A 20,783-nucleotide genomic window follows, 5' to 3' on the forward strand; every position below is an offset into this window, starting at 1 on the left:
AAGGGTTGGCATGATACCCGCTCTCGATGACTGGATAAAGGTCGAATTGAACAAAATCTGAACAGTTATTCTGTTATCGCCAGCGGTTTGGTCCGCACGGGCGAAGTCAGAAAGCCGTCGTCAATCGGGGGGCAGTGAATCGTTTCACTCGGGCGAGTGGAAGCTCAGGCTGTAGTTCACCGCTTTTGCGCCGGGGTCGAGAATGTCCAGCGCGATGTGAATCGGCGTTTGCGGAGGCATTTCCACCATGCCTTCGAGGTCGCCGTTGAGGTACTCGCCGGGTTTGAAGCGACGACTGGCGATCAGATGGCCGTTGAGGTCGGCAAAACGCAGTTCCAGCAGCGGGAAAGGCTGGGAGAAGGTCGCGCGGTTGTAGATGATCGCATCGACCACCAGTGCACCGCTGAATTCCGGGTGGCTGCGGACCACCAGATTGCTGCTTTTGATCTTCGCGATGTCGACCTTGGAAGGCACGGTGCAACCGATTTGCGGGCACAACTGCTGGAACCATGGGCGGTACTGGTCCTGGCGCGCCAGTTCGTCGAAGTGGTAGGCGACGTACTGGCCGACGAGAGCACCGGCGCCGAGCAGGATCATCAGTAGCCAGAAGAAACGGCGACCCCACGGCGAACGGCGTTTTTGCCAGTCCAGTTGCAGTGGGTCATCGGTCAGGTCCTGCAAGACTTCGGCACGAACCCCCGGTTCGCCGCGCTCGCGGCGTTTTCGCAGCGGTTCGACCGAGGGCAGTTCGTCGTCGATTTCTTCAGTTGTCGTTGCCGACAGGCGTTCGTGATGAAGCGGTGCATCGAGCGGATCGTGCAGGCGAAGCTGCGGAGGCTGCGGTTCGTCGTCCAGCTCCACGGGTTCCAGTGACAGCGACGGTTCGGTGCGTGCGAGTATGCCCGTTTCCTTCAGCGGTTCCTCTGAGACAGGTGTGTCGAGTGTATCGAGGTTATCCAGATCGTCGACCGCTTGAGCGCGGTCGGCGGCCGATTCGCTGAACAGGCTGTCGGTGGTCCAGGGTTCCTCGTCATTTTCGACGCTGTCGCGGCGTGCGCTGAGGCTGTCTTCACGAGGCCGGCCGAATTCGGTGGTCGGCTGGATTTCCCGCTGTTCAAGGCGGGCAAGTTCTTCGTCGAGGTCGAGGCTGTCCAGATCCAGTTCGGCGGCGGACCATTGCTTTTGGCTGATGGCCCGGGGTTCCGCGGCTGGCGGTGTTTCGACGACAGCCGGAGCGACCGGCACGACCGGCTCTTTGCCGGCCTGCTCAAGCAATTGCTTGGCAGCGTTGAACACCTGCAGGCATGAGCCACAGCGAACGACACCACGTGCCACGCTCAACTGAGCATGGCTTACGCGGAAGCTGGTTTGGCAATGCGGGCACTGGGTGACGAAGCTGTCGGTCATGCGGCGATCCGGTTTATGCAGGCGTTCATTCTAGCGCCGACGGCCTGTGATGCGCACCCAGCCATCGCGATTGGCGATCGGATCCAGATCGAAGTCCTTGGCGTAGGCGGCAGCGACCTCATCGCCTTGCTCGGCAAGGATGCCCGACAGCGCCAGACGCCCGCCGGACTTGACCAGACCGGACAGTTGCGGCGCCAGGGACACCAGCGGACCGGCGAGAATGTTGGCGACCAGCACGTCGGCCTGAACTTGCGGCAGATCTTCCGGCAGGTACAGCGGGAAGCGTTCATCAGCAATTTGGTTGCGCCCGGCGTTGTCGCGGGAGGCTTCCAGCGCCTGTACGTCGATGTCGGTGCCGACCGCTTGCTTCGCGCCCAGCAGCAGGGCGGCAATCGCCAGAATCCCCGAACCGCAGCCGAAGTCCAGCACGTTGCAGTCCTTCAGGTCCTGACCGTCGAGCCATTCCAGGCACAGCGCGGTGGTCGGGTGAGTGCCGGTGCCGAACGCCAGGCCCGGATCGAGCAGCAGGTTTACCGCATCAGGCTCCGGCGCCGCGTGCCAGCTCGGCACGATCCACAGGCGCTGGCCGAAACGCATCGGCTGGAAACCGTCCATCCAGCTGCGCTCCCAGTCCTGGTCTTCGATCACTTCGCTGTGATGCTCGGGCAGCGGGCTGCCGGTCAGCAATTCCAGATGAGCCAGCACCGGGCCGGGCTCGGTGCCACCTTCGAACAGGGCCAGCAGGTGCGTGTGCGACCACAGTGGCGTGGTGTTGAGTTCCGGCTCGAAGATCGGCTGATCTTCGGCGTCCATGAAGGTCACCGACACGGCGCCCACTTCAAGGAAAGCGTCTTCGTAGGTTTCGGCTTGTTCTGGGCTGATGGCGAGACGGACTTGCAGCCAAGGCATGGCGGGCACCTTTGAAAAATATTGATTGCAGCCTAGCGGGCTGCGAGAAGCGCGCAAGTTTACGCGAGCGCGGGGCAGATGACGACAGGGCCGAAGCTGGCGTTCTCTTTGTAGGAGCAAAGCTTGCTCGCGATGGCGGAGGTACATTGAGCATATATGTGAATGACAGCCTGCAATCGCGAGCAAGCTTTGCTCCTACGGAGAGGCGATGGAAACCTTCAGAAACAACAAAGCCGCCCGAAGGCGGCTTTGTTGATCGGGTCGAAGCTTAGTGCTTCTCGGCAGCCAGCTTGTGCTCGAGGTAGTGAATGTTCACGCCCCCTTTGCAGAAGCCTTCGTCGCGGGTCAGGTCGCGGTGTAGCGGGATGTTGGTCTTGATCCCGTCAACCACGATCTCGTCCAGCGCATTGCGCATGCGCGCCATGGCTTCGTCGCGGGTTGCGCCGTAGGTGATCAGCTTGCCGATCAACGAATCGTAGTTCGGCGGAACGGCATAACCACTGTACAGGTGCGAGTCGACGCGAACGCCGTTGCCGCCTGGAGCGTGGAAGTGCTTGACCGTGCCTGGGCTCGGCATGAAGGTTTTCGGGTCTTCGGCGTTGATCCGGCATTCCAGCGCGTGACCGCGGATGACCACGTCATCCTGGGTGAACGACAGCTTGTTGCCGGCGGCGATGCTGAGCATCTCCTTGACGATGTCGATACCGGTGACCATTTCCGAAACCGGGTGCTCTACCTGGACACGAGTGTTCATCTCGATGAAGTAGAAGCGACCGTTCTCGTACAGGAACTCGAAAGTACCTGCGCCACGGTAACCGATGTCTATGCACGCCTTGACGCAGCGGGCGAAGACTTCCTGGCGAGCTTTCTCGTCGATGCCCGGTGCCGGCGCTTCTTCGAGAACTTTCTGGTGGCGGCGTTGCAGCGAGCAGTCGCGGTCGCCCAGATGGATGGCATGGCCCTGACCGTCGGAAAGAACCTGGACTTCCACGTGACGTGGGTTGGTCAGGAATTTTTCCAGATAGACCATCGGGTTGCCGAACGCCGCGCCTGCTTCGGTGCGGGTCAGCTTGGCGAAGGAGATCAGGTCTTCTTCTTTATGCACAACGCGCATGCCGCGACCACCGCCGCCGCCAGCGGCTTTGATGATCACCGGGTAACCGACTTCGCGACCAATGCGCAGAGCGGTTTCTTCGTCTTCCGGCAGCGGGCCGTCAGAACCGGGAACGGTCGGTACGCCAGCGGCGATCATCGCGTGCTTGGCCGAAACCTTGTCGCCCATCAGGCGGATGGTTTCAGCTTTCGGACCGATGAAGGCGAAGCCGGAGTTCTCGACCTGCTCGGCGAAGTCGGCGTTTTCCGCAAGGAAACCGTAGCCCGGGTGAATGGCGGTGGCGCCAGTCACTTCGGCTGCGGCGATGATTGCCGGAATGTGCAGGTAGGAGTGGGCGGCCGATGCCGGGCCGATGCAGACGGACTCGTCTGCCAGACCCAGGTGCATCAGTTCCTTGTCAGCCTTGGAGTAAACGGCGACGGTCTTGATGCCCATCTCTTTGCAAGCGCGCAGGATCCGCAGGGCGATCTCACCGCGGTTGGCGATCAGAACTTTTTCCAACTTCGCAGTCATCAAAGGCTCTCCGCGGTTCAAACGATGGTGAACAGCGGTTGGTCGTACTCAACCGGCTGGCCGTCTTCAACGAGGATGGATTCGATCACACCGCTGGTTTCAGCTTCGATGTGGTTCATCATCTTCATGGCTTCAACGATGCACAGGGTGTCGCCTTTCTTCACGGTCTGGCCGACTTCAACGAAGGACGGCGAGGTTGGCGAAGACTTGCGATAGAACGTACCGACCATCGGCGAACGGGCAACGGTGCCGTTCAACACTGGCGCAGCAGGAGCGGCTGGTGCAGCGGCAGCTGGAGCGGCGGCGGCAGGTGCGGCAGCCGGAGCAGGCATTGGAGCCGGTGCGTAGTACTGCTGAGCCGGGGTCTTGCTATGACGGCTGATGCGTACGGACTCTTCGCCTTCCTTGATCTCGAGCTCGTCGATGCCGGACTCTTCCAGCAATTCGATCAGTTTCTTAACTTTACGGATATCCATGAATCATCAACTCCCAAGGGTCGGTCAGGGGCGTTTAACGCTTGTAGTTCAAGTCGTTGCCTGTGTTTCAAGCTGTTCTAGCGCGGCCTCCAGGGCCAGTCGGTAACCGCTGGCGCCAAGGCCGCAGATCACTCCCACCGCTACGTCGGAGAAGTAAGAGTGATGGCGGAAAGGTTCGCGTTTGTGCACGTTGGACAAATGCACTTCGATGAATGGGATGCTCACCGCCAGCAGCGCGTCACGTAATGCGACACTTGTATGTGTAAAAGCTGCTGGGTTGATCAAAATGAAGTCAACGCCTTCGCTGCGAGCGGCGTGGATTCGGTCAATCAATTCGTACTCGGCGTTGCTTTGCAGGTGCAGCAAATGGTGGCCGCCTTCACGGGCGCGGCGTTCCAGGTCCTGGTTGATCTGCGCCAGTGTCGTGGCGCCGTAGGTGCCCGGTTCGCGGGTGCCGAGCAAGTTCAGGTTGGGTCCGTGCAGGACGAGTAGCGTCGCCATCGGCTGTTCCTTTGTTATCCGTGTGCAATTGTCAGAACCCGGCGACTATGCCGCAAAGCCTTTGTGACTGTCCAGTTCTATGCAATAGCCAGCACGATGGCCGATGTTTGCGCGAAATATATGACCGAGTGATTAAATCCGGTCATTTGCTTTGGCAACACGTTCGGCGAAGTCCGCCGCATTGATCTCGCCGATCACCCGCACATCGGCACGTTCGACGCCGTCCTTGCCGAAAAACATCAGCGCTGGAGGGCCGAACAGTTTGTAGCGGTCAAGCAATGCGCGTTGTTCGGCGTTGCTCTCGGTGATATCGAAGCGAACGAGACGATAGCCCTTGAGGCGTTCGACAACGGTAGTGTCATTCAGCACTTCGTGCTCGATGACTTTGCAGCTGATGCACCAGTCGGCGTACCAGTCCAGCAGCAGCGGGGTGCCGGACGAGCTGGCTTCAGCGAGCACACGGTCAAGATCTGCCGGAGTACTGACGGTTTGCCAGGTGCTGGTCTCGGGTGCGGCTTCGGTGCTGACGACTGTGCGCGACTGGCCGATCGGATTGAACGGATCGCTCTGCCCGCTGAACCCGCCATACCAACAGGCCAGCGCATAAAACAGCAGGAATATTCCGAACAGTTGGCCCAGGCGTTTTCTCGGCGGTTTGTAGACGAACTCCAGCGCGCCCATGAACAACCCGACGCCAGCGGCCAGCAAGCCGATCAACAGCAAGGTGACCTGGCCCGGCAACACCCGGCTGAGCAAGCCGATCGCCAGCCCCAGCAGCAACACGCCAATCGCGTTTTTCACGTAGACCAGCCACGGTCCGCTTTTCGGCAGCCACGCCGCGCCGCCGGTCGCGACCAACAACAACGGGGCGCCCATGCCGAGGCCGAGCATGAACAGTTTCAAACCGCCGCCCAAGGCATCGCCGCTGGCGCTGATGTACAGCAACGCGCCGGCCAATGGTGCCGAAACGCAGGGCGAAACCAACAGGCTGGAAACCACGCCCAGCACCGCCGCGCCCCACAGCGAGCCACCCTCGGTGCGTCCGGCAATCCGGTCCAGTCGAGTGCTGATGGCTTGCGGCAACTTGAGTTCAAACACGCCGAACATCGCCAAAGCGAACACGACAAAAAACATCGCGAACGGCACCAGCACCCACGCCGATTGCAGCCGCGCCTGAAGATTCAGCTGCGCGCCGAACATCCCCATCAACGCGCCAAGCAAAGCGAAGCAGATTGCCATTGGCAGCACATAGGCGAGCGACAGATTGAAACCGCGCCAGCCACCGAACTGACCGCGCAGCACCACGCCGGAAAGGATCGGCAGCATCGGCAGCACGCACGGGGTAAAGGTCAGGCCGAGGCCGGCGAGGAAGAACAGCGCCAGTTCGCGCCAGCTCCAGTCATGCGTCGTTGCAGGACTGCCGCTGCCGTCGATGCTCAGGCGCTCGGTTTCCGGCGGATAACACAAACCTTTGTCGGCGCAGCCCTGATAAGTCACGGCCAGGGTGAAGGCGCGCTGATCGGGGCGCGGCAGCTCTACATCGAGAATGCCGTGGTAGACCTCGACATCGCCGAAGTACTCATCGTGCTTTTTTTGCCCATCGGGCAATTGCGCCGCGCCGAGCACGACCTCGGCCGGATCGGCGCGGAACTGAAAACGATGGCGATAGAGGTAATAACCCTCGGTGGCGACGAAGCGCAGTTTGATCGATTGCGGTGTGCTTTCCACCAGGCTCAGCTGAAACGCTTCGCGCACCGGCAGAAAATCGGCGCTGTTGTTGATCGAGCCCAGGATAGAACTGGGGCGACTCTCCAGCAAACCGCTGGCGGAGGCCGGCAGGGCGAGGACCAGAAACAGCAGGCAGAGCAAACGGCGCATGACAATCTCGCGTATCGGAATTGGGGGGATGATAGCGGACAGTCGAGTGAAATGCGCCGTACCTGTAGGAGCAAGGCTTGCCCGCGATCAAGGCGCCGCGGTGCATCAGGGGCACTGCGTTATCGTTCATCGCGGGCAAGCCTTGCTTCTACAGGGGGCGGTCTATCAGACGCGGAAGGCCTGAACTGCTGTATGCAGGCGCCCACCCAATACCAGTAGGTTCTCCCCTTGCTCACGCCCTTCACCAATGCGCAGCAAGTTATCCCCACCCAACTGGTGAATGCGCTCACTGTGATCGCGAATCTCGCTGACGGCGCCGCTCTGCTGGGCGGTGACATCGGCGATGCGTACGGCGGTGTCGGAAATGGTCTGGATCGCCCCGACGATTTTATCCAGCGCGCCGTCGGCCGCCTGGGCCTGGTTGGCCGTGGCTTCGGCATGCTCGACCTGGGCGCGCATGCCTTCGACCGATTGCCGTGCGGCGGTTTGCAGGCCGGCGATCAAGGTCTGGATCTCGGCCGTGGCGCCGGCGGTGCGTTGCGCCAACGAGCGCACTTCCTCGGCCACCACGGCAAAGCCGCGCCCCATTTCCCCGGCACGCGCCGCTTCAATGGCGGCGTTCAGTGCCAGCAGGTTGGTCTGGTCGGCGATCGAGCGGATCACTGTCAGCACGCCGCCGATGGTTGCGGATTCTTCGGCCAGATGTTCGATCATCTGCGCGTTGCCCTGTACTTCTTCTACCAGCGCATGCAGGCCGGTCAGGCTCAGGCCGATGACTTTTTGCCCTTGCTCCACTGCCAACCCCGCATGACGACTGGCGTCGGCGGCCTGGCTGGCATCGCCGGCGACTTGCTGGATGGTCGCTTCCAGCTCACCGAGGGAATCACGGATCAGCGCTGTGTCACCGGCCTGATGCTCGGCGCCGCTGTGCAGTTCATTGCTCAACTCGGCCAGGGTGCGGCTGCTGCCGGCGACTTGTTCGGCGTTCAGGCGAATGGTCCCCACCAGGGCCACCAGATAGGCGCGCAAGCGATTGAGCGACGCTTCAATGTCATGCAGTTCGCGGTTGGTCTTGCCCAACTGGATGTCCTGGCTGAAGTCACCCTCGGCCCAGGTCGACAGGGCCGGGGCGAGGTTGGTCAGGGTGCGGGCGAGTTTGCGTTGCAAGGTATCGATCAGCAGCGCGATGAGCAGAATCAAGCCGATCATCAGCCCTTGCATCAGTCGCACCTCGCCCTGGATCTGCCCGTGCTGGGCACGCACCACCGGCTCCAGGCCGGCGATGGCTTGCTGCACGTCGGCGATTTTCAGGTGCGTCGCAGTGCTGAGGTCGGCGCGTTTCTGGATCTGGTCACGGGTGCGTGCCAGTTCTGCCGGGTAACGGTTGAGCAAACTGTTGAGTTCGCGCTTGAAGCCGACGCCGGCATCTTCGGCGACGGTTTTTTCGGTGTTCTCCAGGCCCATCATCGCGGCGAAATCATCGGTGTTCGATTCGTTGCTGGCCGTCACGCCAAGCAGCGGTAAGGCATCGATTTGCTCGGCCTGGGCGCGGATGTTGCTGACTTCGCGCTCGACATCGGCGGCCAGTTCGCTGCGACCGCTGCTGACCAGTTTGTCCCGGGCCAGCGACAGTCTGCCCAGATGCTGGGACGCGGCGAGCAGCGGTGTCAGGTAGGCCGCGTTGCCTTTGGCGTACTGGCTGAGCTGGTCAAGGCTGGCGCCCAGTTCGCGCTCGGCTTGCAGCAACAGGGCCTGCGGGTCGCCCGCGAGTTTGCCGGCGGCGAGCAGGTCGGTTTTGCTGAATTCGTCGAGGTTCGACAGGCTGGGGCGCAAGGTTTCAGCCAGCGCCGGTGGCAACTCCCCGAGTTGCTTTTGCAGGTTGTCGATGGCCTGGCTGGCGCTGCTCAAGCGCAGGGCATCGCCGCTGCCGAGGTAATCCTCGACATTGCGCGCCACTTCATTCTGGAACTGCTGGGACAAACCCAGGTAACGCTCCATTAATAGATAGGGGCGTTCGAGGGCTTTTTGCGACCACCAAAGCGTGGCGCCAAGGGCCACGCACACGGCGACTAAAAGGACGGTGTTGAGATTGGTCAGCAGCTTCAGGCGCATCGCGGGACTACCAACGGCAGAATGGTAAGTGCCTGAAGTTATTGCGTTTCTGTTACAGGGTTATGACGGATGGGGTCGATTGAGATGAAAAAGTGGCACTTTGCTTTGACGGCTGCGCGGCCTGCACGCGGTTGCGTCCGGCGCCTTTTGCCCGGTACAGCGCCTCGTCGGCCTGGCTGGCCATCGACAGGCTGTCGGAGCTTTCGCACAACTCAACCACCCCCGCGCTGAACGTGCACCACAGATCCTGCGGCTGGGCAGGGTAGTGGATTTCGGCAAAACGCTGACGGATTTCATCCAGTACGTTCCAGGCCGCTTCGAGGTCGGTGTCGGGCATGACGATGGCAAATTCTTCACCGCCGTATCGGCCAATGAAGTCGGTCTTGCGCAACCGCTGCTTGAGAAACAGCGCGAGGCTCTTGATCACCCGGTCGCCCATGGGGTGACCGTGGCTGTCGTTGACCCGTTTGAAGTGGTCGATGTCGAGCATGGCAAAGCTCAGCGGCTTGTTCTCGCGGCGCGCGCGGAACGAGCAATCTTCGAGCAATTGCAGGATGTGGGTGTGGTTGTACAGACCGGTGAGGCTGTCGCGAACCATCCGCGCCTTGAGGTTACGCGCCCGCGCCGCGCGGTTGCGCACGGTGGTGATCAGGTGCCGCGGCTTGATCGGCTTGGTCAGGAAGTCATCGCCGCCCTCGCTCATGGCGTCGAGTTGCTTGTCCAGATCGTCTTCGGCCGAGAGATAAATGATCGGCACGCTGACATAACGGTCGTTGTGGCGGATCACCTTGGCCAGTTCGGTACCGGTGCAGGCCGGCATGTACATGTCGAGGATAATCAGGTCCGGCTGGAAGTCGGCCAGTTCGGCCATGGCCTGGATTGGTTCGATCAGCGTGCGGGTGACGATCCCGGCACTGTTGAGCAGACGCTCGGTGTGCAGGGCCTGGGCGCGGGAGTCGTCGATGATCAGCACTTTATAAGGTTCGTACTGGGCGACGCAGGTCAGGACTTCGATTTTCTCCAGCAGGCTCGACGCTTCGAGGGTGCCGGTGAGGAACTCCTGGCCACCGGCGCGCACGGCGGCGAGACGGGTCGGGGTGTCGGTTTCGTGCAGGCTGAAAAACAGCAGCGGCAAACGATGATCGAGACCTTCCTGGGCTTCGGCGGCCAGTTTCAGGCCAACGCCGGGGCCACTGAAGTCGACGTCCATGACAATCGCTGCGGGCAGACGCTCGACCATCGAGGAACGAAACGCCGCCACGCTGTCGAGGGACTGGGCGCTGAGCCCGAAAAATTCCAGTTGTTTGGCCAGGCGTTCAGCGCGGTCGTGGTCCTGCAGCATCACGTAGATCGGCTTGCGCAGCGGCGGCAGGAACGTTTGGTCGAGCTGATCGCCATGCCGCAGACCGGTGCGCGACAGGCGCTGCATCAAACGGTTGAGGTCGGTGATCAGGCCGCTGCTCAGGCGTCCGCGATTGGCGTCGACAGCCTCCAGCGACTGGCCGATGTGGCGTGCCAGTTGCGTGTGTTCCGGCTGTTCGAAGCGCTCGGCGAAACGCAGCAGGCGCAGGTTGGCCTCACTCAGTTCCGACAAATCGGTGGTGGACCACTCGCTGCGTTGCAGGCGCTGCCATATCTCAAGTATCTGACGTGCCTGATGAATTACCCGCTGGGCAAAGTGGTGCTTGAGGCGCTCGCGGCTGGGGTCTTCTGGCTCGGTCATATCCTGACTACTAGTTAGGGTGCACGCTGAGGTCGACTGGTGGCTCTATGCTAGCACCTCTTTTCAATAACATGAGAGCTGTACGTCAATAATCTGCAAAGCGGACGCATTCAGTTTCTGACTGATGAGTCGGTAATCGAATATTGATTCTCGTGAAGTGCTTGTGAGCTGGGGCTTTCAAGGGTTCTGCTGCTGTTCATGCAGCCATTTTCGAGGGCGAAAGTGAATCTCGTCTGTCAGGCTCTTTCGATTTTTGTCGGCTTAAATAGAAGCGCAATTTCGTGTGTAGGGGCCTAAGGGATTCCCTTAGGGGCTGTGGGCGGATAATTTTCCTCATTAACCCGACGTCGGGTGCCGGGCCAAGGCACGTTGTTGTATGGTTGTGATCGAACCGATGAACCCAAGTAATAGAAAGGAAATCGCCATGCTGGACTGGAAGAACCGCGCCGGTAGCGCGCCTGAACGTGCCGCTGAGCCGAAATCGGCCACCCGCAGTTATCTGGGCGGCCTGTTGTTCAGCCGCGCGCTGGCCACGTTGATCGGCCTCTACCTGTTGGTGGCGATTGCTCTCGGTTGGTACTGGAGCCAGGAGCCCGAGCTGTTCCCGGTGCAGCAGACGGCGCAAATGGCTGCCGAGAAAGAAGGCAAGCAAATGGTGGTCGGCTATACCACGGTGGAAACCCTCAAGACCGTTGCCGGCACGTTGCTGACCAAGCAGGGCGGTTACATTTCCAACGACCGTTTCCCGCCGGGCCTGTGGATGGACAACATGCCGAGCTGGGAATATGGCGTGCTGGTGCAGGTGCGTGATCTGAGCCGTGCACTGCGTAAAGACTTCGCCCGCTCGCAGTCGCAGTCCGCTGAAGACGCCGACCTGGCCAAGGCCGAGCCGCGTTTCAACTTCGACAACAAGAGCTGGGTGCTGCCATCCAGTGAGTCCGAATACCAGGAAGGCATCAACTCCCTGAGCCGTTATCAGGCGCGCCTGTCTGACCCGAACCAGAAGAGCGCGCTGTTTTATGCTCGCGCCGACAACCTGAACAACTGGCTGGGCGATGTCGGCACGCGTCTGGGTTCGCTGTCGCAACGACTGTCGGCCAGTGTTGGCCGGGTCAAGCTCAACACGGCGCTGAAGACCGAGGTCGTGGTACCGGGTGTCGCGCCGCAGGTTGACGAAGAGATCGTCGAAACCCCGTGGCTGCAAATCGACAACGTGTTCTACGAAGCTCGTGGCCAGGCGTGGGCCTTGTCGCACTTGCTGCGCGCCATCGAAGTCGACTTCGCCGATGTGCTGGCCAAGAAGAACGCCACGGTCAGCGTGCGTCAGATCATTCGTGAGCTGGAAGCGTCGCAAGAGCCGGTCTGGAGCCCGATGATCCTCAACGGCAGCGGCTTCGGCGTATTGGCCAACCACTCGCTGGTCATGGCCAACTATATTTCCCGGGCCAACGCGGCAGTGATCGATTTGCGTCAATTGCTCAATCAGGGCTGAGTCATGGTCGATAACGCCAGAGAGGCTGCGCACCGTGCGGCCTCTGATGCTGAACAGATCGCCTGGGTCGACGAGCAGGACAACCTGCTCGGCGCCCTGGTCCGTTCCGAACTGCGTGAGCGCGGGCTGATCGGGCGCGGTACCTACATTATGTTGTTCAACTCCGCCGGTGAGCTGTGCGTGCATCGGCGGACATTGAGCAAGGCGATTTATCCCGGTTATTGGGACGTGGCGGCGGGCGGCATGGTGCTTGCCACGGAAACCTATGCCGAGTCGGCGGCCCGGGAGCTGGAAGAGGAATTGGGTGTGGGCGGCGTGGAATTGACCGCCCACGATCACTTTTTCTTTGAGGACACCGGCAATCGCCTGTGGTGTTCGGCGTTTTCAGCGGTGTGGGACGGCCCGTTGATCCTGCAACCGGAAGAGGTGCTGGAAGCGCGCTTTATCCCCATTGATCAGGTCATGCAGGAAATCGAGCAAAAGCCTTACTGCCCGGACTCTTTGGCCGCGTTGAAGCGCTATCTTCGCTCACGTGGCGAAGACGTCGCAAAAGAGGCATAAATTGGCGCCGATTGGCTCTTAGCAATCGGCGTTTTTGCCGTTACACTGCGCGACCTTTTCAAGCTGAACCGGTATTGCTTCACCTGTAGGAGCGAGCTTGCTCGCGAAGAGCGTAAGGAAGACACGTGCTACCTGATGCCACGCGTTATCGTTGACGTCCATCGCGAGCAAGCTCGCTCCTACAGGATCAGGTTTTACCGTTTCAGTAGCGCTGCCCCTGCCTGAGTGGGGCTTCGCGGTCGATGGCACTTCCCAAGTGCTGCGACCAGTCTTTGTCCTCCCAAGAGGATTGCCGGTGGCCAAAAAAGCCGCATCCTTCGCCGCCTTAGGTGGCCTGGTATTTTCCACCGACGCAGGTCGTCATTGTCCGGATTGCAGTAAACCGGTGGACGCCTGCATCTGCAAACAGACCGTTATCCCGGCCGGCGACGGCATTGCTCGCGTGCGTCGCGAAAGCAAGGGCCGTGGCGGCAAGACGGTGACCACCATCACCGGCGTGCCGTTGGCTGAAGACGCGCTCAAGGAACTGGCGACCACGTTGAAGAAGCGTTGTGGCACCGGCGGGGCGTTGAAAGACGGGATCATTGAAATCCAGGGCGATCATGTCGAGCTACTCTTGGCTGAACTGATCAAGCTCGGTTTCAAAGCGAAGAAGTCCGGCGGCTAGCAGCCTCTGTGAAACCCACCAGCGGCTTGATCCGGACCTGATTGTTGTCAGGCCCGGCGTCGTCACCATGGTTTTCACAGAGCCTGTTCATGACCGGTTTCTAAACTCACTGCCGTCGGCGGGGTCTACCCCCTCGTTGACGAACCGTCATTTTCATTCTTTAGACTGCGCCGGCCTGAATCCAGGCGACGCACTATGACTTCTTTATAGGGGACTTCGATGTCCGTACGACGCACACGCAAAGACGATGGCAGCCAATGGACAGTTGCGGACAGCCGCAGTGTTTACGGGATTCGCCATTGGGGGGCCGGGTATTTCGCGATCAATGACGCCGGTCGCGTCGAAGTTCGTCCGAACGGTCCGAGCAGTTCGCCTATCGACTTGTTCGAACAAGTCGACCAGCTGCGCAAAAGCGGCCTGTCGCTGCCGTTGCTGGTCCGTTTCCCGGACATTCTGCAAGACCGCGTGCGTCAGCTGACCGGTGCGTTCGACGCCAACATTGCGCGTCTGGAATACCAGAGCAAGTACACCGCGCTGTACCCGATCAAGGTGAACCAGCAGGAAGCGGTGATCGAGAACATCATCGCCACCCAGAACGTGTCCATCGGTCTGGAAGCCGGCTCCAAGCCTGAACTGCTGGCGGTGCTGGCGCTGGCGCCGAAGGGCGGCACCATCGTCTGCAACGGCTACAAGGACCGCGAGTTCATTCGCCTGGCCTTGATGGGCCAGAAGCTCGGCCACAACGTGTTCATCGTGATCGAGAAAGAATCCGAAGTCGGCCTGGTGATCGAAGAAGCCGCCTCGCTGAAGGTCAAGCCACAGGTCGGCCTGCGTGTGCGCCTGTCGTCCCTGGCCTCGTCCAAGTGGGCGGACACCGGTGGCGAGAAATCCAAGTTCGGCCTGTCGGCGGCGCAACTGCTGTCGGTGGTCGAGCGTTTCCGTGCCGCTGGCCTGGATCAGGGCATTCGCCTGCTGCACTTCCACATGGGTTCGCAGATCGCCAACCTGGCCGACTACCAGCACGGCTTCAAGGAAGCGATCCGTTACTACGGCGAATTGCGCAACCTCGGCCTGCCGGTGGACCACATCGACGTCGGCGGCGGTTTGGGCGTGGACTACGACGGTACGCACTCGCGTAACGCCAGTTCCATCAACTACGACATGGACGATTACGCCGGTGTCGTTGTCGGGATGCTCAAGGAATTCTGCGACGCGCAGAGCCTGCCGCACCCGAACATCTTCTCCGAAAGCGGCCGCTCCCTGACCGCGCACCACGCCATGCTGGTGATCCAGGTGACCGACGTCGAGAAACACAACGACGACGTGCCGCAGATCGAGAACAAGGAAGCGCTGCCGGAAACCGTGCAGTGGCTGGTAGACCTGCTGGGCCCGACCGATATCGAGATGGTCACCGAAACCTACTGGCGCGCCACGCACTACATGAGCGATATCGCTGCCCAGTACGCCGACGGCAAGCTGACCCTGGCCGAAAAAGCCCTGGCCGAGCAATGCTATTTCGCCGTATGCCGTCGCCTGCACAACTCGTTGAAGGCGCGTCAGCGTTCCCACCGTCAGGTGCTGGACGAGCTCAACGATAAGCTGGCCGACAAGTACATCTGCAACTTCTCGGTATTCCAGAGCCTGCCGGACACCTGGGCCATCGATCAGGTCCTGCCGATCATCCCGCTTCATCGTCTCGACGAAGAGCCGCTGCGCCGCGCCGTGCTGCAGGATTTGACCTGCGACTCCGACGGCAAGATCAACCAGTACGTCGACGAGCAGAGCATTGAAACCAGCCTGCCGGTACACGCGTTGAATGAAGGCGAGGATTATCTGTTGGGAGTGTTCCTGGTGGGCGCCTACCAGGAAATTCTCGGCGACATGCACAACCTGTTCGGTGACACCGATTCGGTGAACATCTACCAGAACGCCGATGGCAGCGTGTACCACGCCGGTATCGAAACCCACGACACCATCGAAGACATGCTGCGCTACGTGCACTTGTCGCCCGAAGAACTGATGACCCATTACCGCGACAAGTGCGCCAATGCCCGCATCACTGCCGCCGAGCGCACCCAGTTCCTCGATGCCCTGCGTCTGGGCCTGACCCGTTCGTCTTACCTGTCTTCCTGAGGTAAGTCCCGCTCACATCAGGTTGTCTGAAAATGTACCGCACGCTGCGGAAATTTCAGATGACCTGGTGCGGCGATTCTCTTTTTCCACGCGAAACGACCTACGTCCTCGGCTATCCAAGCCATTTGGTCTTCTTTTCGCGTAGGTCATTTCCTAAGTTGTACTTCGCCTCTCTACTCGGCCATGTCTCTCGGCGAGAATCCCCGGCCGCCCCTCCTGTAGAGAATCGCCGATGTTCGATCCCGTCAACGAACCTGAATTTCGTCTGGTCGTAGCAGGTCTGTCCGACGCCTTCGAGGTCGTGGCCTTTACCGGTAGAGAAGCCATCAGCGAGCCGTTCGTGTTCGACGTCGATCTGCTGATCAACGACCCGGCACTCGATCTTGCCAGCCTGCTGTACCGCTCGGCCGTCTTGCATTTCGGGCCGGCGGGAAACAGCGTCCATGGACATTTGCATGAACTGGTGCAGCGCGACCACGGTTCGACGCTCAGGCTTTGCCATGTGCGGCTGGGGCCGAAACTTTCGTGCCTGGCCCAGCGATTCAGCCAGCGTATCTTCAGCGCCCGTTCGGTGCCGCAAATCCTCGACCAGGTGCTCAGGGAACACGGAATAGTTGGCCAGGACCGGCGTTTCGAGCTGGACGATGATTACCCGCTGCGGGATTTCTGCACGCAGTACCGCGAATCGGATCTGCAATTCCTGCAACGGTTGTGCGCTCAGGAGCGGATTCACTATCACTTTGAGTCCCCCGCACGCGGGCACTGCGTGGTGTTCGCCGATGGGCAGACGCATTTTCCCGTGGGTGATGTGGCGGTCTTCAGACGCGAGGGTGAACCATCGGCGGTGCGGCGCTTCGAGGTGCAGCGATGTGCCGACAGCTTGCAGCAAAGTGCTGAATGCCACACGGATCTGGCGACGTTGCGCAGCGGGCAATGGATGCCGCTGGCCGACCATCCGGTGAAAGAGTGGAATCAGCTGTGGCTGCTGACCCATGTCGAACATCAGGGCAGCCAGGACCCGCTCAACCCTTACCGTAATCAGGTGCGCGCGATGCACTGGGCTGCACCGTTCGAGTCACCGCACTGCGCGCCGAAGCCCAGGATGCACAGCCTGCAACGGGGATGGGTGGTGAGTGTTGATGAGCCACAGCCGGATCCTTCGCGCCCGGTGGCCGTGCAGTTTGACTGGTCGTATCAGGGGGAGGGGGCAACGCCCGGCCACTGTTGGCTGCCGTTGGCCCCGCAGTTGCAAACGGCCAGTGGCGCGTCGTTGAACGAAGGTGTGGAGGTGGTGGTGAGTTTCATCGAAGGCGATCCGGATCAGCCATTGATTACCGGAGTACTTCACCAGCCTAAGCAGGGTGAAAAGGCTGATGCGGCGGGGGCCGTCCCCGTCGATGAGCACCTGCCCGACGGCGTGCAGGACTGGCTGCGTTCGGGTGAGCCTTTGCTGTTGTTGTGTCTGATGCCCGGTGGCGGCAGCTTCAATCATTGCACGCAGGCGCTATGCACCTGCCGGACGGCAGTGCGACTTGGCCAGAGCGGTGCGGCATGAACGCCGTGCACACGCCCGATGCGATCGCGCAATGGCTGTTGCTGGATGTGCCGGGCATGCCGCAGGCGGGTGTGATGTTGAAAAGCAGGTTTGCCCAGGCTCGATGGTTCTGGCTGTTCGAAAATACCGAATGGCATACGTTGCGCGAGCAAGGTCCGGCGCTGATCGACCTGCGTTGCTGCCCGGAGTTGGCCCAGATATGCGAGCGCGATGCTCAGCACTGGCGCGGCTTGCTGTTGGTCAGCGAGGCCTCGACGTCGACGTTACTGGCGCACTTGCGGCGCATGCTCACGGTCAGTTTCGGCCTGCACCATCGCGCCTTGCTGAGTTACTACAACCCGCACACCGCCAGCTACTTTTTCGATGCCTGCGATGCTGGGGAACTGACTCGCTGGTTGGGGCCGATCAGCCAGATGCGCTGGTTTGGCGGCACCTGGGCCGACCGGGCGATTGGCAGTCAGGGCTGGCAGCAGTTACTCAATCCCGGGGTGGCCGTCAGCCCTTTGACCGTCGAAGAAAACCTCAGCCCCCGGCAACGGGAAAAACTGCAAACCTGCCTGCTGGAACAGCACGCCTGGCACTGGAGCCGATCTACCGCGACGGACTACGCGTGGATGTGGTCCCATTTGCAGGAAGGGCTGGGGCTGGGTTTCAGCGAGCGTCCGGTGCTGGATGACTGGTTATGGTTGCGTCTGCTGCATCCCTACGCAGCGCTTTTGTCGCCATTGACCGGACAAACCCAGCAGGAGCGGCTCGACAGCCTGCGCAACCGCTGGCAGAGCGATCAATCCTGAACGTCGGCCGGTCAGTGGGCGCGGGCGAACCAGCCGTCGTTGCGACGCAGGCGCCAGGCGATCACGCCGAGGGTCAGGCTGCGGAGCACCATAAACAGCAGGAAAGTTATCCACAGTCCATGGTTGCCCAAACCTTGCAGCGCCCAGGCGAACGGCACCAGCAACACCACTGTCAGCAGCATGCCGTTGCGCATTTCACGGGCTCGGGTGGCGCCGATGAACAAGCCGTCGAGCAGGTAGCTCCAGACCGCAATCAACGGCAGCGCGGCGAGGTAGGGCAGGTAGATGAACGCGGTATCGCGCACGCTGGTGATGTCGGTCTGCATCTCGATGAACAGGTGCCCGGCCAACAGGAACAATGCGGCGAAGCCCAGGCTCGCCAGCAACGACCAACCGCACGCCACCACCAAGGAGCGACGCAGGGCATCGCGGTCACGGGCACCGATGGCATGCCCGCACAGGGCTTCCACGGCGTGCGCCAAGCCATCGAGCGCGTGGGCAGTCAGCAGCAAGCCGTTGAGCAGCAGGGCGTTGGCGGCGACAGTGGCATCACCCAAGCGCGCGCCTTGCACGGTGATCAGGAAAAACACCGATTGCAGGGCCAGGCTGCGCAGGAAGATGTCGCGGTTGACCGCCAGCAGCGGTCGCCAGCTGTGCCACAGCCGCAACGCGCTCCAGACGATATGGCCGGGGTAAGCGCGCAAGGCGTGGCGGGTCATCAACAGGCCGATCAGGGCACCGGTCCACTCGGCGATCACCGAGGCACGGGCCGCGCCGACCACGCCCCATTCCAGACCGAGGACAAACCACAGGTTCAGGGCGATGTTGACCAGATTGGTGGTCAGCAGAATCGCCAGTGGAGCACGGGCGTTTTGTGTGCCGAGGAACCAGCCGACCAGCGCATAACTGGCCAGCGCCGCCGGCAGGCCGAACAGCCGCGTGTGGAAAAATTCGCGGGTCATCTGGTCCAGTTCCGCCGACGGCTGCATGAAGTGCAGCGCGACCCCGCTCAACGGCACGCCAACGGCGCCGAGCACAATTGCCAGGCCCATGGCCAACAGCAGGCCCTGCAACAAAATCTGCCGCAACGCCGCGCCGTCGCCACGCCCGGCGGCTTGAGCCGCGAACCCGGTGGTACCCATGCGCAGAAAGCCCACGGCCCAGGCCAGAAAGGTGTACAGGCTGGCCCCGACCGCGACGGCACCGAGTTGATGGGCATGGGGCAGGTGACCGATGACGGTGCTGTCGACCAGCGCCACCAACGGTACGGAAATGTTCGAGAGAATCATCGGCGCCGCCAGCGCCCACACCCGACGATGGGTAGGACGGTCGCGCCAGTCGGCAATCAGGTTGGACATGCAGGCTCCTTGGGGGAGCGGGCATTGTAGCGACACATCGGCAATCTGCCGCGATCGAATGTGTGGGGTGTCAGTGCATGATCCAGCTGAGCAACCAAAGCCCCAGCATCAACCAGATGATCCCCATGATGAACGCCGCATTCATGAACGCGCGGATCGCCGACCACAGCAGCACCAGCCCCAGGATCAGGATAACGATGCTGATGATCGAGGTGTCCATGCCCAAGGCACGAGACAAGCCTTCGACAAAGTTGCTGCTGGCACGGCTCACCAACTGGAACAGGCCACTGAGGGCGTCAACGATGAAACGGATGACGGAGCCAAGTGCCTGACCGAGCCATTCGAAAAAACCTTCTACCTGCATGGAATGAGCGTCCTGATGAATGAGATGCACGGTTGGGCCATTGATCACCGTACCGAGTTCCCCACAAGCATAGAGGGTTGCGCTGTACCTGTGGGAGCCGGCCTCTCTTTGTCACTTGCCTTCACTCGTCATCCCCCCGAAGCTATACGCCTTCAGGAGAGCCCGATGAACCTTGTTGAACTGACCGAACGCCTGCACGCCATCCGTGACCGCAATGACTGGCGGCAATTTCACAGCCCGAAAAACCTGGCCATGGCCGCGAGCGTCGAAATGGCCGAGCTGGTGGAGATTTTCCAGTGGCTGACCGAAGACCAGTCACGGCAGTTGCCGGCGGACAAACTGGCCCATGCCGGCCAGGAAATCGGTGACATCGTGCTCTACCTACTGTTGCTGTGCGGCGAGTTGGGACTGGACATGAATGAAGTGGTGCGCAGCAAACTGGCCGACAGCGAGCGGAGGTTCAGCTGATGAGCGACCGTCATTTCGATCAACTGGCGACCCGTTTCGCGGAAAAAATCTACGGCGGTGCCAAAGGCGCGATTCGCCTGGCGGTGTTGCAGGCCGACCTTGCCGAAACCCTGCCGGACCGACCGCTGCGCGTGCTGGATATTGGCGCCGGGCTTGGCCACATGTCGTTGTGGCTGGCCGAACGCGGGCATGACGTCACGTTGGCCGAGCCTGCCGAGCCGATGCTCGAAAGCGCCCGCCAGCGTTTCGCCGAGGCCGGGCAAACGGCGACGTTCATTCAGGCGCCATGGCAGGAACTGCTCGGTCAGCTCACCGAACCCTACGATCTGGTGCTGTGTCACGCCGTGCTGGAATGGCTGGCCGAACCCCACGCGATCCTGCCGGTGTTGCATCAATTGACCAAGGCCGACGGCTGGCTGTCGCTGGCGTTCTACAACCGCGATGCATTGATTTACCGCAACTTGCTCAAGGGCCACTTCCGCAAGATGCGCAAGAACGACATGGCCGGCGAGAAGCAGAGCCTGACTCCGCAACAGCCGCTGGATCCACGGGAATTGGCGGCGCAACTTGACGGCTTGTGGCGGGTCGAAAGCCAGAGTGGAGTGCGGGTTTTTCACGACTATATGCCGGTGGAATTCCAGGCCCGCGCCGAACTGCTGGATTTGCTCGAAATGGAACTGGCGCACCGCCGTCACCCAAGCTTTGCCGGGCTTGGGCGTTACTTGCACTGGATCTGTCGGCCGATCTGATCGGAGCCC

Annotated in this window: 18 protein-coding genes; 8 read left to right on the plus strand and 10 right to left on the minus strand. The window is 61.2% G+C overall.

Features of this window, described 5'->3' with window-relative positions; all coding sequences use genetic code 11:
• Positions 1–144: 144 nt before the first annotated feature.
• From V6Z53_RS05460 to gcbA, 8 genes are all read right to left on the minus strand, one after another.
• The gene (locus V6Z53_RS05460) at positions 145–1,407 is read right to left on the minus strand and encodes a DUF3426 domain-containing protein (protein WP_338584507.1); all 1,263 of its coding nucleotides are present in this window, start codon (positions 1,405–1,407) and stop codon (positions 145–147) included.
• A gap of 30 nt (positions 1,408–1,437) precedes the next feature.
• Entirely contained in the window at positions 1,438–2,316 is an 879-nt protein-coding gene (gene prmA / locus V6Z53_RS05465; protein WP_338584508.1) for a 50S ribosomal protein L11 methyltransferase, read from the minus strand.
• Between the two features lie 268 nt (positions 2,317–2,584).
• Positions 2,585–3,943: an acetyl-CoA carboxylase biotin carboxylase subunit gene (gene accC / locus V6Z53_RS05470; protein WP_338584509.1), complete on the minus strand. Its 1,359-nt coding sequence runs from the start codon at positions 3,941–3,943 to the stop codon at positions 2,585–2,587.
• A gap of 17 nt (positions 3,944–3,960) precedes the next feature.
• Complete coding sequence (gene accB, locus V6Z53_RS05475) at positions 3,961–4,419, minus strand: acetyl-CoA carboxylase biotin carboxyl carrier protein (RefSeq protein WP_338584510.1); 459 nt, start codon at positions 4,417–4,419, stop codon at positions 3,961–3,963.
• Positions 4,420–4,467: 48 nt separating this feature from the next.
• Positions 4,468–4,920 carry a type II 3-dehydroquinate dehydratase gene (aroQ, locus tag V6Z53_RS05480; protein ID WP_338584511.1) on the minus strand — a complete coding sequence of 151 codons (453 nt, stop codon included), beginning with the start codon at positions 4,918–4,920 and terminating at the stop codon, positions 4,468–4,470.
• Between the two features lie 132 nt (positions 4,921–5,052).
• Positions 5,053–6,798 carry a protein-disulfide reductase DsbD gene (locus tag V6Z53_RS05485; protein WP_338584512.1) on the minus strand — a complete coding sequence of 582 codons (1,746 nt, stop codon included), beginning with the start codon at positions 6,796–6,798 and terminating at the stop codon, positions 5,053–5,055.
• Between the two features lie 165 nt (positions 6,799–6,963).
• Positions 6,964–8,910, minus strand: coding sequence for a methyl-accepting chemotaxis protein (locus tag V6Z53_RS05490; RefSeq protein WP_338584513.1), 1,947 nt, complete (start codon positions 8,908–8,910; stop codon positions 6,964–6,966).
• Between the two features lie 52 nt (positions 8,911–8,962).
• On the minus strand, positions 8,963–10,633 hold the full coding sequence (gene gcbA / locus V6Z53_RS05495; protein ID WP_338584514.1) for a diguanylate cyclase GcbA: 1,671 nt from the start codon (positions 10,631–10,633) through the stop codon (positions 8,963–8,965).
• A 424-nt stretch (positions 10,634–11,057) separates the two neighbouring features.
• Between gcbA and V6Z53_RS05500 the strand changes: the two genes are divergently transcribed.
• From V6Z53_RS05500 to V6Z53_RS05525, 6 genes are all read left to right on the plus strand, one after another.
• Entirely contained in the window at positions 11,058–12,125 is a 1,068-nt protein-coding gene (locus V6Z53_RS05500; RefSeq protein WP_338584515.1) for a DUF2333 family protein, read from the plus strand.
• Positions 12,126–12,128: 3 nt separating this feature from the next.
• Positions 12,129–12,686, plus strand: coding sequence for an NUDIX hydrolase (locus V6Z53_RS05505; protein ID WP_338584516.1), 558 nt, complete (start codon positions 12,129–12,131; stop codon positions 12,684–12,686).
• A 295-nt stretch (positions 12,687–12,981) separates the two neighbouring features.
• Positions 12,982–13,353 (plus strand): translation initiation factor Sui1, encoded by a 372-nt coding sequence (locus V6Z53_RS05510; protein ID WP_338584517.1) that lies wholly within the window; start codon positions 12,982–12,984, stop codon positions 13,351–13,353.
• A 219-nt stretch (positions 13,354–13,572) separates the two neighbouring features.
• On the plus strand, positions 13,573–15,486 hold the full coding sequence (gene speA, locus V6Z53_RS05515) for an arginine decarboxylase (protein ID WP_338584518.1): 1,914 nt from the start codon (positions 13,573–13,575) through the stop codon (positions 15,484–15,486).
• 232 nt (positions 15,487–15,718) lie between these two features.
• On the plus strand, positions 15,719–17,041 hold the full coding sequence (locus V6Z53_RS05520; protein WP_338584519.1) for a contractile injection system protein, VgrG/Pvc8 family: 1,323 nt from the start codon (positions 15,719–15,721) through the stop codon (positions 17,039–17,041).
• On the plus strand, positions 17,038–17,835 hold the full coding sequence (locus tag V6Z53_RS05525; RefSeq protein WP_338584520.1) for a DUF4123 domain-containing protein: 798 nt from the start codon (positions 17,038–17,040) through the stop codon (positions 17,833–17,835). The genes V6Z53_RS05520 and V6Z53_RS05525 overlap by 4 nt, the downstream gene beginning before the upstream one ends.
• An 11-nt stretch (positions 17,836–17,846) precedes the next feature.
• On the opposite strand, the gene V6Z53_RS05530 is transcribed toward V6Z53_RS05525, so the two are convergent.
• Positions 17,847–19,193 carry an MATE family efflux transporter gene (locus V6Z53_RS05530; RefSeq protein ID WP_338584521.1) on the minus strand — a complete coding sequence of 449 codons (1,347 nt, stop codon included), beginning with the start codon at positions 19,191–19,193 and terminating at the stop codon, positions 17,847–17,849.
• Between the two features lie 70 nt (positions 19,194–19,263).
• On the minus strand, positions 19,264–19,557 hold the full coding sequence (locus V6Z53_RS05535) for a hypothetical protein (protein ID WP_338584522.1): 294 nt from the start codon (positions 19,555–19,557) through the stop codon (positions 19,264–19,266).
• 165 nt (positions 19,558–19,722) lie between these two features.
• On the opposite strand from V6Z53_RS05535, the gene V6Z53_RS05540 reads away from it, so the two are divergent.
• Positions 19,723–20,025 (plus strand): MazG-like family protein, encoded by a 303-nt coding sequence (locus V6Z53_RS05540; protein WP_160108969.1) that lies wholly within the window; start codon positions 19,723–19,725, stop codon positions 20,023–20,025.
• Positions 20,025–20,774, plus strand: coding sequence for a methyltransferase domain-containing protein (locus tag V6Z53_RS05545; RefSeq protein WP_338584523.1), 750 nt, complete (start codon positions 20,025–20,027; stop codon positions 20,772–20,774). The genes V6Z53_RS05540 and V6Z53_RS05545 overlap by 1 nt, the downstream gene beginning before the upstream one ends.
• Positions 20,775–20,783 lie beyond the last annotated feature (9 nt).

This window comes from Pseudomonas sp. MAG733B, from assembly GCF_036884845.1.
GTDB lineage: Bacteria > Pseudomonadota > Gammaproteobacteria > Pseudomonadales > Pseudomonadaceae > Aquipseudomonas.